Origin of the sequence: Vibrio sp. H11, assembly GCF_004804295.1 — a bacterium.
GTDB classification, from domain to species: domain Bacteria; phylum Pseudomonadota; class Gammaproteobacteria; order Enterobacterales; family Vibrionaceae; genus Vibrio; species Vibrio ostreae.
In genome coordinates, this window is the sequence record NZ_SSHN01000008.1 from 185,183 (window position 1) to 198,739 (window position 13,557).

General features: G+C 53.0%; 11 protein-coding genes. 6 read left to right on the plus strand and 5 right to left on the minus strand.

All coding sequences use genetic code 11. The annotated features are described in order from the left end of the window. Positions 1-23 precede the first annotated feature (23 nt). Positions 24-986, plus strand: coding sequence for a 4-hydroxy-3-methylbut-2-enyl diphosphate reductase (ispH, locus tag E6C74_RS14060; protein WP_168797033.1), 963 nt, complete (start codon positions 24-26; stop codon positions 984-986). A gap of 235 nt (positions 987-1,221) precedes the next feature. On the opposite strand, the gene E6C74_RS14065 is transcribed toward ispH, so the two are convergent. Then, positions 1,222-2,709, minus strand: coding sequence for a carbon starvation protein A (locus E6C74_RS14065; RefSeq protein WP_136486278.1), 1,488 nt, complete (start codon positions 2,707-2,709; stop codon positions 1,222-1,224). A gap of 426 nt (positions 2,710-3,135) precedes the next feature. Between E6C74_RS14065 and E6C74_RS14070 the strand changes: the two genes are divergently transcribed. Both E6C74_RS14070 and E6C74_RS14075 read left to right on the plus strand, forming a co-directional pair. Continuing rightward, complete coding sequence (locus tag E6C74_RS14070; protein WP_136486280.1) at positions 3,136-3,477, plus strand: DUF2799 domain-containing protein; 342 nt, start codon at positions 3,136-3,138, stop codon at positions 3,475-3,477. A 22-nt stretch (positions 3,478-3,499) separates the two neighbouring features. Continuing rightward, on the plus strand, positions 3,500-5,290 hold the full coding sequence (locus E6C74_RS14075) for a sodium:proton antiporter (RefSeq protein WP_136486282.1): 1,791 nt from the start codon (positions 3,500-3,502) through the stop codon (positions 5,288-5,290). Here the strand turns inward: E6C74_RS14075 and murQ are convergent. Both murQ and E6C74_RS14085 read right to left on the minus strand, forming a co-directional pair. Beyond that, a complete protein-coding gene (gene murQ / locus E6C74_RS14080; protein ID WP_136486284.1) occupies positions 5,287-6,228 on the minus strand; it encodes an N-acetylmuramic acid 6-phosphate etherase in 942 nt (313 codons plus the stop codon). The genes E6C74_RS14075 and murQ overlap by 4 nt on opposite strands. A gap of 98 nt (positions 6,229-6,326) precedes the next feature. Next, positions 6,327-7,439 carry an anhydro-N-acetylmuramic acid kinase gene (locus E6C74_RS14085; protein WP_136486286.1) on the minus strand — a complete coding sequence of 371 codons (1,113 nt, stop codon included), beginning with the start codon at positions 7,437-7,439 and terminating at the stop codon, positions 6,327-6,329. A gap of 136 nt (positions 7,440-7,575) precedes the next feature. Between E6C74_RS14085 and nagZ the strand changes: the two genes are divergently transcribed. After that, complete coding sequence (gene nagZ / locus E6C74_RS14090) at positions 7,576-8,565, plus strand: beta-N-acetylhexosaminidase (protein WP_136486288.1); 990 nt, start codon at positions 7,576-7,578, stop codon at positions 8,563-8,565. Between the two features lie 48 nt (positions 8,566-8,613). Here nagZ and btsR read toward each other — a convergent pair whose 3' ends face one another. After that, the gene (gene btsR / locus E6C74_RS14095; RefSeq protein ID WP_136486290.1) at positions 8,614-9,330 is read right to left on the minus strand and encodes a two-component system response regulator BtsR; all 717 of its coding nucleotides are present in this window, start codon (positions 9,328-9,330) and stop codon (positions 8,614-8,616) included. 9 nt (positions 9,331-9,339) lie between these two features. Continuing rightward, positions 9,340-11,016, minus strand: coding sequence for a sensor histidine kinase (locus E6C74_RS14100; protein WP_136486292.1), 1,677 nt, complete (start codon positions 11,014-11,016; stop codon positions 9,340-9,342). A gap of 239 nt (positions 11,017-11,255) precedes the next feature. Between E6C74_RS14100 and E6C74_RS14105 the strand changes: the two genes are divergently transcribed. Together E6C74_RS14105 and tyrA are read left to right on the plus strand one after the other, a co-directional pair. After that, entirely contained in the window at positions 11,256-12,329 is a 1,074-nt protein-coding gene (locus E6C74_RS14105) for a 3-deoxy-7-phosphoheptulonate synthase (protein ID WP_136486294.1), read from the plus strand. Positions 12,330-12,343: 14 nt separating this feature from the next. Continuing rightward, the gene (tyrA, locus tag E6C74_RS14110; RefSeq protein ID WP_136486296.1) at positions 12,344-13,471 is read left to right on the plus strand and encodes a bifunctional chorismate mutase/prephenate dehydrogenase; all 1,128 of its coding nucleotides are present in this window, start codon (positions 12,344-12,346) and stop codon (positions 13,469-13,471) included. The last annotated feature ends 86 nt before the right edge of the window (positions 13,472-13,557 follow it).

Sequence of the window (13,557 nt, forward strand, 5' to 3'; positions counted from 1 at the left end):
AATAGCCAGCTTAAAAGAGAACCATGAGCAATCCCATGAAAATACTGTTAGCGAACCCGCGCGGCTTTTGTGCCGGCGTTGACCGTGCCATCAGCATTGTTGAGCGTGCACTTGAAATGTATCAGCCACCGATTTATGTCCGTCACGAAGTGGTGCATAACCGTTTTGTGGTCGAGGGGCTGAAGCAGCGCGGTGCCATCTTTGTTGAAGAGCTGAGTGAAGTACCGGATGACAATATCGTCATTTTCTCTGCTCATGGGGTATCGCAGGCGGTGCGTCTGGAAGCCAAAGAGCGTGATCTGACTGTATTTGACGCGACCTGTCCGTTGGTGACTAAAGTGCATATGGAAGTGGCACGCGCCAGCCGCCGTAATATGGAAGTGGTACTGATTGGTCATGCCGGTCACCCGGAAGTGGAAGGGACCATGGGGCAGTATGCCAGCGTGACCGGAGGCATGTATCTGGTGGAAAAACCAGACGATGTGGTGGCTCTGCAGGCCAAGGTCAAAGACCCGTCTCATCTGCACTATGTCAGCCAGACTACATTGTCAGTCGATGAAACCGCTGATGTGATCGACAAGCTGCGTGAAGTGTTCCCGCAGATTCAGGGCCCGCGTAAAGACGATATCTGTTATGCAACCCAGAACCGTCAGGACGCCGTACGAATTCTGGCAGAGCAGGTGGATGTGATGATTGTGGTCGGCTCAAAAAATTCCTCCAACTCAACCCGTCTCAAAGAGCTGGCGGAAAAACTGGGTACGCCGGGCTATCTGACTGATTGTCCGGAGGATATTGATGCAGCCTGGTTACAGGGGGCAAGCCTGATTGGTGTCACCGCAGGGGCTTCTGCACCGGAAGAGCTGGTTAACCAGATCTTAGATCGGATTCAGGAACTCGGTGCGACTGCCGTGGAAGAAGTGCTGGGCCGCGAAGAAAATATGTTCTTTGAAGTGCCGAAAGAGCTGCAGATTAAACAGGTTGATTAAGTGACAGGCTGGCGAGATGCCAGCCTGTTTTCTTTGTGTCGCTGACGCCTGCTATTGATATCGGAATTGGCATCGCTTTTGATTGCAATCGGTTTATCGCGCTAAGAGGTTGGGTGGCTTAACAGGCAAGATTCGCCTTAACAGACGAGGTGTCGCAAAGACCGGCTGCGGCATAACAACAAAGGGCTCCTTGCGGAGCCCTTTGTTGTTGCAGCATTATCGGTGAGCGTCTGCTTTACGCAGTCTCGGTCGCACCGGCTGCTGGCTTGGCTTCGTCAGCCAGGTCAGTTTCGCCTTTGCCTTTCGAAATCTTAATCACGTACACAGTGATAGCCAGGGTTGCCACCAGACCAATGATGGTCGAGATTTGCATTGGCATGCCAAAGCCCAGTGTGCTGTTGTTGAGGATGAAGGTGATACATACCGCAGTCATGAACATGGCAGGGATAGTCGTGATCCAGTGCAGTTTATTGTGACGTAGTAGGTAAGCAGACGCTGTCCACAGCATCATCACGGCTGTTGTCTGGTTGGCAAAGCCGAAGTAACGCCAGATGATACCGAAATCAACCTGAGTCAGAATGCCGCCAATCACGAATAGAGGCATAGCCATCAGCAGGCGGTTACGCAGGGTCTTCTGTTCCATGTTGAAGTATTCAGCCAGGATCAGGCGGCTGGAGCGGAATGCGGTGTCACCAGAGGTGATCGGCAGAATAACCACACCCAGGAAGGCAATGATACCGCCGAATACGCCCAGCAGACCAAATGATGAACTGTACACGACGTTACCCGGACCACCGTCTTTGATTGCAGCCGACAGTGCATCCAGTGAGCCGAAGAATGACAGGGCAATCGCACACCAAATCAGCGCAATCACGCCTTCACCGATCATCGCTCCGTAGAACACAAAGCGTCCGTTCTTTTCGTTTTCCAGACAGCGTGCCATCAGTGGGGACTGAGTCGCGTGGAAACCTGAGATAGCACCACATGCGATAGTGATAAACAGCGCAGGCCATAGTGGCATATCGTTCGGGTTCATGTTGTGCAGCATGTCGCTGACTTCAAAACCGCCCAGAATCTGGTGCTCGCTTGAGAAAGCGATGGCTGTGATCAGGCCAACTGACATGAAGATCAGCAGGGCGCCAAACAGTGGGTAGAAACGGCCGATAATTTTATCGACCGGCACAATCGTTGCTACGATGTAGTAAGCAAAGATGATGACAACCATGGTGGTCATGTTGACGGTCAGGTCAGTTTGCTCGTTGATCAGGTTAGTGATCATACCGGCGGGGGCCGAAACGAAGACCACTCCGACCAGCAGCAGCAGCACAATGGCAAAAATATTCATAAAATGTTTGGCGCCATTGCCAAGATAACGACCAGACAGTGACGGTACTGAAGCGCCACCATTGCGGATTGACAGCATGCCTGAGAAATAGTCGTGGGTGGCCCCGGCAAAGATACAGCCGATAACAATCCACAGCATGGCGGCAGGACCATACAACGCGCCCATGATTGGACCAAAGATAGGACCAACACCGGCAATATTCAGCAGTTGAACAAGGTAAACTTTCGGAGTGGACATAGGTACATAGTCGACACCGTCAGTTTGAGTATGCGCGGGAGTCTGGCGCTTTTCGTTGATGCCGAAAACTTTTTCTACGAATGTGCCGTAGATGAAGTAGCCGCCGATCAGGGCTGCGACACAGGTTAGAAACCACAACATAGCGATTGTCCTTTATGATTGAAGTAGGGTGTTATTGAATTAATCTCAGGATGGATACTAAATGATCGATAATCGAGCTTCACCGGGTTTACCGCTCAGTGGTCGTCTGGCGAATTAAGTGGTTTCTGGCACGTATTAGTGGTTTTTAACGGCCGCTCAGCGGCAGCGACACACAGTAAACGGCCGGTGTGGCAGACAAAGGCTGAAACAGCGAATTAGCGCTGTCGGTCACGAATTAACGGCCATGATACGCATTCAATAGCCGTGTGGTCTGGTCGGTGGCACTATAGATTTCAAGCTAAGTTCAGTTGTGCATAGCCGTGCCGATTTCAATAGCAGTGCAGGTGATGGTTGGCGGCCCCAAGGGGGGCTTGACAGCCGTGGTAAGGTAACCGATTCGCAGTTAACCGGGTATAAAGGCAAAAAATGAAAACAATATTATTAATGTTGGTGACAATAGGGCTTTGGGGTTGCGCTGCAACAGAAAGCGAACTGGCAGCACAGGGAAACTGGTATCAGATTGGTTATAACGATGGTATTGCCGGACATACCCAGCGTGCATACAAAAAACTGGCAGAACTCGGCTCTGCCAGTCAGTCCGATTACCATCAGGGCTATCTGGATGGTATGAGTGAGTATTGTAATCCGGACTTTGCCTATCAAATGGGAGTGAACGGACAATATTACGAAGGTGTGTGTGAAGGTACCAAGCAGGCGCAACGATTCCGTATGGAATGGCAGCGTGGCTGGAACGAATACAACAAATAATCAGGGTTAGGCAATTACCAACATGCATGAAGAGTATATCGCTCTGGCGTTAGCCATGATCGGGGTCGTGGGTTTGGCGTGTCAGTGGCTGGCGTGGAAACTGCGCCTGCCTGCCATTCTGTTTCTGTTAATCGCCGGTATTGTTGCTGGCCCAATCACAGGTATGCTGCAGCCCCAGCAGTTACTGGGGGAGTTACTGTTTCCGCTCATCTCTCTGGCGGTGGCGGTGATTCTGTTCGAAGGCAGTTTGACCCTCAACTTCAAAGATATCCGCGGCGTCAGCAAAACGGTGTGGAGTATTGTCTCGCTGGGAGCGCTGGTCTCCTGGGGGATTACATCTTACGCCACCCACTGTCTGCTCGGCTTTGACTGGCCGTTGGCTCTGCTGTTCGGCAGCCTGACCGTGGTGACCGGGCCGACGGTGATCGTGCCTTTGCTGCGCACGGTACGCCCCAACACCCGCCTGTCGAACATATTGCGCTGGGAAGGGATTCTGATTGACCCGCTTGGCGCACTGTTTGTGGTTATGGTGTACGAGTTTATTGTCTCGAGCAGTGAAGCGCACAGTTTGCAGGTGTTTGGCCTGATTCTGCTGGTCGGGGTCGGGATTGGCGTTATGTCCGGCGCTGCTGTTGCGTATGTGCTGCGTCATGGCGGATTGCCGGAATACCTGCAGCCATTTGCGGTGTTAAGCGTGGTACTGGGGGTGTTTGCCGCCTCTAACGCGATTGAATCGGAATCCGGGCTGCTGACCGTAACTGTGATGGGGATGTGGCTCGCCAATAGCCGCGATGTCAATATCCAGCATATTCTGCACTTTAAAGAGCACCTGACCATACTGCTTATCACCGGTTTGTTTATCCTGCTGGCGGCGCGGATTGAGATCAGTGACTTTACTGTCCTGGGCTGGAGCTCACTGGCGCTGTTTGTGGTGATGCAACTGGTGTCGCGCCCGGTGTCGATAGTGCTGGCAACTCTGCGCAGTAATCTTAAATGGCGTGAAATCGGTTTTTTGGCCTGGGTTGCGCCGCGCGGGATTGTTGCAGCGTCTATCTCGTCACTGTTTGCTATCAAACTCGACTCGTTCGGGATGAGCGAAGCCAATCTGCTCGTGCCGCTCACCTTTATGGTGATTATCGGCACCGTGGTGTTGCAGAGTGTTACTGCTCGGCCGATGGCGGTGGCGCTTAAAGTGGCCGAGCCGGCGCCGAAAGGATTTTTGATCCTCGGTGCCAATGAAGTGGCGCGTGAAGTCGGTAAAGCGATCGCTAAGTATGATTGTCGCGTGGTGGTCACCGATTCTAACTGGGATTATATCCGTCAGGCGCGGATGGCAGGGCTGGAGCACTATTATGGCAATCCGATTTCCAGCCATGCGGATGAGTATCTCAACCTGATTGGGGTCGGGCACATGCTGGCGCTCAGTTCGGATAAGCATTTTAATATCATGGCGTGTATGCAGTTTTTATCATACTTTGGTGAGAAACGGGTGTTCTGCCTGCACGATAACGGTAATGGCAATCAGCAGGATAAACACGCTGTTGCGGAGGAGTACCATGGCTTGTCGTTTTTGGGCGGGACGGTCAGCTATAAAAAACTCGCCAGCCTGATAAGTCAGGGAGGGGAAATCAAACACACCAAACTGAGCGAGAATTTTACTTTTGCGGATTACCAACAGCAGCATAAAGCCAGTTTCTGGCTACCGCTGTTTGTGGTCGATCAGCGCGGCCGGGTACAGATGTGTGCAGACCCGGTCAACTTTACTGCTAAAGAGGGCGAAACCGTCGTCTCGCTGATTAAGAAAACAGCCTAAGCGTTCGGGCTCTGGGCGTCGGCTTCGTCGTCCATTGCCCGGCGCAGGAAACCATCGGAGTCAGACAAGCGCGCCAGGGCCTGCTCGGCAGTCACGCCGGTCAGATGCATCAGAATGGCCACTTTGGCGTTGTTGTCGCTTTTGGCCAGTAGCGCTTCGGCGACGTCGCGTTCGCAGTCGGTGGCCTGCATCACGATCCGTACTGCACGGGCCACCAGTTTTTTGTTGGTGGCTTTGACATCCACCATCAGATTCTGATAGCTCTTACCTAAGCGGATCATGCTGGCGGTGGTCAGCATATTCAGTACCAGCTTCTGCGCCGTCCCTGATTTGAGGCGGGTGGAGCCGGTCAGGGCTTCCGGACCGACGACCGGGCTGATGGCGATCTGGGCCAGAGCGGCAATCGGTGAATCGGGGTTGCATGACAAAGCCACCGTTACCGCGCCGAGATCATTGGCGTAGTCCAGCGCACCAATCACGTAGGGCGTGCGGCCGCTGGCGGCGATTCCGACCACGACATCCTGTTGGTTAAAACCGATAGCCTTAAGGTCATCCACGCCAAGCGTCGCTGAGTCTTCCGCGCCCTCACGCGCTGTAAACATCGCATCCCGGCCCCCGGCGATCAGGCCGATCACCATCTGGTCAGAGACCCCAAACGTTGGTGGGCATTCCGAGGCATCGAGAACACCAAGCCGGCCACTGGTGCCAGCGCCCAGATAAATCAGGCGACCACCTTGCTTGAATGCGGCGGTGATTTTATCCACGGCGGCGGCAATATTGGGCAGCTCTTTTTCGACCGCCAGCGGGACCAGTTTGTCCTGCTGGTTGATGCGCTCGACGATTTCCAGTGAAGAGAGCAAGTCAATATCCATGGTATCCGGGTTGCGCCCTTCAGAAACCAGGTGGGAAAGGGCAGCCAGCAGAGCATCATTTGTCATTGTTATGGTCCACGTTGTCAGTTAATTAAGATCGGGTTGGTTTGCGCCTTGTGTTCTATTAAACCAGCGGGGCGTTTTCGCGACTAACGTTTTCGCGACTAATTAGGCGGATAAATCACTCCGAGTGACGCCAGTTGGCGCGCACCGGTGACGCTGGGCAGATTACTCGCCAAACCGTGTATGCGTCGCTGCGCCAGCCAGGCAAACGCCATCGCTTCCATGTAATCGCCATTGACCCCTTTGCGGGTGGTCGGGGCAACCTGCCAGCCGGGCAGCAGAGTCTGTAACCGTTCCATCAGCAGGCCATTCTGCGCGCCGCCGCCGCATACCAGTAATTCGGGGGCCGGACCTTGTGCATACTGGCGTACCTGGTCTGCGATAGTTTCAGCACTCAGTTCGCATAAAGTGCGCTGCACGTCGGCAGGCGCAGGATGATGCCCGGCCAGTTGCTGATCGAGCCAGTCGAGATTGAACAGCTCGCGGCCGGTGCTTTTCGGCGCCGGTTGGCTGAAATAGCTCGCTTGCTTAAGCTGCAGCAGCAGAGAGGTGATCACTTTGCCCCGGCGCGCCCAGTCTCCATTCATGTCGTAGCTCTGGCCTGTGTGGCGCTGACACCAGCCATCCATCAGTACATTACCCGGTCCCGAATCATAACCAATCACGCTGGCGTCCGGACTGAGCACTGAAATATTGGCGATCCCGCCGATATTCAGCACCACAACACTGGAGTCGGTGACGGCAAATACGGTGCGGTGGAATGCCGGTACTAACGGCGCTCCCTGACCGCCGAGTGCCATGTCTTTACGGCGAAAGTCGGCCACGGTAGTGATGCCGGTGCGCGCGGCAATGACGTTGGCATCGCCGAGCTGGATGGTAAACGGTGTCGCTCCGGTGGGCTGGTGAAACACGGTCTGGCCGTGATTACCGATCGCGCGGATCTGCTCTGGTTTGGTGCCGCTGGTGGTCAGCAATTGTTCGACGGCATCGGCATACAGGTGGCCAAGCAGATGATCCAGTGTGCCGATTTCAGCCAGGTTGGTTGGCTGACCAAGGCAGACGGCCAGCAAGCGCTGTTTGAGTTGTTCAGGCATGGGCAGAAAGCCATGCGCCATTAATTCAATATGATCGCCACTCAGGGCAACCAGCGCAGTATCGACGCCGTCCAGGCTGGTGCCGGACATAATGCCGATGTACAGCTCACGTTGATCCATTATGTTATCCGCTTGTCAGATTATTCGCTTCGGAGAGAGTAACTCGCTAAAAGCCATTGTAATTGAAAAACAAACTGAATAACCTCCTTTGCAATGACAAATTTTTATCATCCCACAGGGTGAATGAGAGGCAATAATGGGTCCGTTGTGGCTTGATGTGGAAGGCTGTGAACTGACAGCAGAAGATCGCGAAATATTGGCGCATCCGACGGTCGGTGGTGTGATTCTTTTTGCACGTAATTACCACGATAACCAGCAACTGCTGGCGCTCAACCAGGCCATCCGTCAGGCAGCCAAGCGTCCGATTCTGATTGGGGTCGATCAGGAGGGCGGGCGGGTCCAGCGTTTTCGTGACGGTTTCAGCCGTATTCCGGCCGCGCAAAGTTATGCCCGCTCCGCACTGGGTGAGCAACTGGCCGAGCAGGGGGGGTGGTTGATGGCAGCGGAGCTGGTTGCGCATGATATCGATCTCAGTTTTGCTCCGGTACTGGATAAAGGGTTTGAATGCCGGGCCATTGGCAGCCGCGCGTTTGGTGACGATGTGGCGACGGTACTGACCCACAGCAGCGCTTACCTGCGCGGGATGAAATCGGTCGGCATGGCGACGACGGGCAAACATTTTCCCGGTCATGGCGCTGTGATTGCCGATTCACATCTTGAGACGCCGTTTGATGAGCGCGACAGTATTGCCGCAGATATGCAGATTTTTGAGACACAAATTAAGGCGGGTCTGCTCGATGCCATGATGCCGGCGCACGTGGTTTACCCCCATTATGATGATCAGCCTGCCAGTGGCTCACCTTACTGGCTCAAGCGTGTTCTGCGCGAGCAGCTCGGCTTTGCCGGCATCGTGTTTTCTGACGATCTCAGTATGGAAGGCGCTGCCGTGATGGGCGGTCCGGCGCAGCGCGCCAAGCAGTCATTGCAGGCAGGCTGTGATATGGTGCTGATGTGCAATAAGCGTGAGTCGGCCGTCGCGGTGCTGGATGACTTGCCCATCAGCGAAGTGCCGCAAGCGCTGCAACTGCTTAAACAGCGTAACTTCAGTTACCGCGAGTTACAGAGCTCAGTACAGTGGAAACAAGCCAGTCTGGCGATGCAGCGTCTGGTCGAACAGTTTGGATAACGCAAAAGGCTCCCGAGGGAGCCTTTTGTCTATCTGATGGGTAGACAATTAATGGAAACCGAGTTTCTCTTTCAGTTCTTTAAGATAGCGGCGGCTGACCGGAACCTGATGGTCTGAGCGGGTAATGATTTCCGCCAGACCATTCTCCAGTAACTTAATCTCTTTGATTGCTTTGGTATTGACCAGATACTGGCGATGACAGCGTACCAGCGGGGTTTTTTCTTCCAGAATTTTCAGGGTCAGCTGGCTGGTGGCGCGCTGGTGTGACGTCTGGACATGCACGCCGCTGATATCGCTGAAGGCAAATTCGACCTCGGTAGTCGGAACAATCACGATACGGTTTAAACCGATGCACGGCACCTGGTCCAGATTGTGCGGTGCCAGGATGGAATAATCCTGTGGTTTGCTGATACTGCGTACCAGGCGGGCGATGGTTTTTTCCAGCCGTGCCGGGTCAATCGGCTTAAGCAGATAGTCAAAGGCATTATCTTCAAAGGCCTGCAGAGCGTATTGGTCATAGGCGGTGACAAAGACCACCTTGGGCATGGTTTCCGGATCGAGCATGCCGAGCAGTTCAATGCCGGTAATTTGTGGCATCTGTATGTCGAGAAACACGACGTCAGGCCGTAGCTGGTTGATTTTTTTCAGCCCTTCGATGGCATTGTTGGCCTCGCCAATCACATCAATCTGGCCGCTTTCCGCCAGTAAATCCATCAGCTCTTCACGGGCGAAATGCTCGTCGTCTATTACCAGTGCAGATAACATTCTGATTCCTCAATAGGTTCCTTTGTCGGGGATGAGAAAGCTCATTCGGGTATATTGGTTATGTTCGACCTCGATATTGAGGCCGCAATCGGCACCGAACTTATAACTCAGGCGTTTAGCGACGATCTGCATCCCCAGACCATCGTGATCCTCACTCGGAGCCTGATAACTGCCGGCATTGTCTTCGACTACGATACGATAGCCGTGCATTTCTTTAATACTGTAGATGCGTACCTTACCGCCTTCCAGCAGGTTGGAAGTCCCATGCTTGATGGCGTTTTCCACCAGAGGTTGCAGGGTGAAGCTTGGCACGTTGCGCTCCAGCAAAGATTCATCAATCGCAATGTCCACATCCAGCCGGTCACTAAAGCGTGCCTTCTCGATAGTCAGATACGCGTTGACGTGCGCCAGCTCCTCTTTCAGAGTCACTACGCCGATATTCTGCTTCAGATTACTACGGAAGAACTGCGATAAATGCTGGATCAGTTCACGGGCTTTATTGGGATCACGCCGGATCACCGCGCTAATGGTATTGAGGGCGTTAAACAGAAAATGCGGGTTGACCTGGGCCTGCAGTAGTTTGATTTCTGCCCGCGACAGCAGAATCTGTTTCTGCTGGTATTCACCGTACAGGATCTGACTCGACAACATCTGGGCAATCCCTTCCGCCATCGACATATTGATGGTCGAAAACAGCTTACGCTTCGGCTCGTACAGTTTTATGGTTCCAATGACCCGATCTCCTGCACGCAGCGGGATAATCAGCGCCGATCCGAGACGGCAACTGGGCGAGATCGAACACTGATAAGGCCGCTCCTTGCCGTCGAGATAGATGATGGCGTTGCGGGCAATCGCATCCAGGGTACTTGGTGAGGAAATCGGTGTGTTGGGCTTGTGGTGGTCGTCACCAATGCCGACAAAGGCGAGAATTTTATCCCGGTCGGTGATGGAGACTGCGCCGACATTGGTCTGTTCATAGACGATGCGAGCAATTTTTTCTGCGTTTTGTGGGTTAAAACCGTTGGCGAGGATGCCCACTGAGCGCTCGGCGATATTCAGCGCGCGGCGTGAAAACGTCGCGGAATACTCTTCGAAAATAGTTTTGCGATCCTGCAGGATACTCATAAACAGCGCCGCACCGACCGAGTTGGCAATGATCATCGGTGCCGCAATGGTCGAGACCAGGGCATAGGCCTCTTCATAGGGATCGGCAATCAGCAGGATCAGCAGCATCTGGACAATTTCGGCAAACAGGGTGACGGCGAACACCACGCTCGGACTAAATAGCAACCGGCCTTTGCTTCTGCGCATCAGATAAGTGTGCAGCAAACCGCCGATAATCCCTTCTGCTGTGGTCGAGACCGCACAAGCCAGGTCGGTAAAGCCACCGAGGGAATAGCGGTGGATACCGCCGGTCAGCCCAACCGCAAAGCCAACCACCGGACCGCCAAACAGGCCCCCCATCACCGCGCCGATCGCTCGGGTATTGGCGATGGCATCATTAATCTGCAGACCAAAATAGGTGCCCATAATACAGAACAGCGAGAACAGCACATACACACTGAGTCGGTGATTGAAGCGGCGTGAAATGTTCAGTAATGGCAAAAAAATGGGGGTTTTACTCAGCATGTAGGCCAGCACAAGGTAGACACACATCTGCTGCAGTAACGAGAGAATTAAATCCATAAACCTGTTTCATCGCGGGTGGAAAGGGGCTATTTTAGGGGAGAGTAAGGCAAGAAAACACGCCTCAGGCGGCACTTTGTGGTGAAAATAGCATAACTGCTAATTGTAAATATAAATTTACAGCAAATGTTTTTTAAAATTTACACTTGCATTGTTTTTAAACCCTGTTAATTTGTGTTTTATACAACTTGAACACCCTTATTATCAAAGTGTGTAAATAAAAGATTACAGGTGACGCGATGAAAAAAAGTGAATTAAGCGATATCAACATTGTTGATGAACAGATACTGATTACTCCAGATGCACTGAAAGACAAGCTGCCTTTGAGTGACAATGCCCGTCGTTTTATTCGCCAGTCGCGTCAGGAAATCGCCGACATCATCCACAAGCGCGATCATCGTCTGCTGGTGGTGTGCGGCCCGTGTTCTATCCACGATATTGCAGCGGCGAAAGAGTACGCCAAGCGTCTTAAAGCGTTATCGGAAGAGCTTAAAGATCAACTCTACATTGTGATGCGCGTCTACTTCGAAAAGCCGCGTACCACTGTGGGCTGGAAAGGTCTGATTAACGACCCGCACCTGGACGGTACCTTTGATATTGAGCACGGTCTGCATGTCGGTCGCCAGTTGCTGGTGGATCTGGCCGAGATGGAAATCCCGCTCGCAACTGAAGCCTTGGATCCGATCAGTCCGCAATACCTGGCTGACACCTTCAGCTGGGCTGCGATTGGCGCGCGGACCACTGAATCACAAACGCACCGTGAAATGGCCAGTGGCCTGTCGATGCCGATCGGTTTTAAAAACGGTACTGACGGCAGCCTGTCGACGGCGATCAATGCGATGCAGGCCGCGTCTTCCAGCCACCGCTTTATGGGGATCAGCCGTGACGGACAGGTTGCATTGCTGACCACGCAAGGTAACAGCAACGGTCACGTTATTCTGCGTGGCGGTAAGCAGACCAACTACGATTCAGTTTCTGTCGCGGAGTGTGAAGAAGATCTGGCTAAAGTCGGCCTGGATGCGGCGCTGATGGTGGATTGCAGCCACGCGAACTCACGCAAAGATTACCGTCGTCAGCCTCTGGTGGCAGAAGATGTGATTCACCAGATCCGTGAAGGCAACCGCTCTATTATCGGTCTGATGATTGAGAGCCATATCAACGAAGGCAACCAATCTTCAGACCTGCCTTTCGATAAGATGGCTTACGGCGTTTCCATCACGGATGCCTGTATTAATTGGGATACAACTGAGGCATTATTACGCCACGCTCATCAGGAGCTGATTCCGTTTTTGCAAGATCGCCTTAAAGGTTAATTAAAGGATTATTCATGGCCGTAGAATTAAATGAATTGCGTGATCAGATTGATGCCGTTGACAAGCAGATGGTGGAACTGCTGGCTCGTCGTCTGGCATTGGTCGAGAAAGTTGGTGAAGTAAAAAGTCAGCATGGCTTACCGATTTATGCTCCGGACCGCGAGGCCGCGATGCTCGCGTCCCGTCGTGAAGAAGCGGAGCGTAAAGGGGTACCACCGCAACTCATCGAAGATATTCTGCGTCGTACCATGCGTGAGTCCTACGCCAGTGAAAAGGATTCCGGCTTTAAGTGTCTGAATCCGGAACTGCGCTCTGTGGTGATCATCGGTGGTCATGGTCAGCTTGGCGGCTTGTTTGCGCGGATGTTCAAACTGTCGGGCTACCCGGTCAAAATACTGGGCAGTAAAGACTGGGAGCGTGCCGATGAAATGCTCAGTGATGCCGGCATGGTGGTGGTTACAGTTCCGATTCACCTCACGCTGGGCGTGATAGAAAAACTGAACACTCTGCCAGCCGACTGTATTTTGTGTGACCTGACCTCGGTCAAGAGCAAACCGCTCAAAGCCATGCTTGCGGCGCACCAGGGGCCAGTGGTGGGTCTGCACCCGATGTTCGGCCCGGATGTGCCTAGCCTCGCTAAGCAGGTGATTGTGTACTGTGATGGTCGCGGCGAAGAGCATTACCAATGGCTGCTCAAACAGTTCTCCATCTGGGGCGCGAGTTTGTGTCAGATTGATGCCGCTGAGCATGATCATGGGATGACCTTGATTCAGGCGCTGCGCCACTTTACCTCGTTCGCTTACGGCCTGCATTTGTCGAAAGTGAATCCTAACCTGGCGCAGCTGTTGCAGCTCAGTTCACCGATTTATCGCCTTGAACTGGCGATGGTGGGGCGTTTATTTGGTCAGGATCCTAATCTGTACGGCGATATTATTTTGTCATCGGAAGAGAACATCAGCATGATCGAGGACTTCTACTGTAACTTTGGTGAAGCGGTCAAACTGATTACTGACCGTGACAAGCAGGGCTTCATCACCCATTTTGACAAAGTCAGCCAATGGTTTGGCGACTACTCCCAGCAATTTATGCTGGAGAGCCAGAATTTATTAAAACAAGCAAATGACTCGATTCATCGAGGCTAACTCTCCCCCGGTAATTAGCGCTGCTTCGGCAGCGTTTTTTTTATCCCGTTTAGGGGCAAGTGTTTAGCGCAGCGATGTTCAGTTTT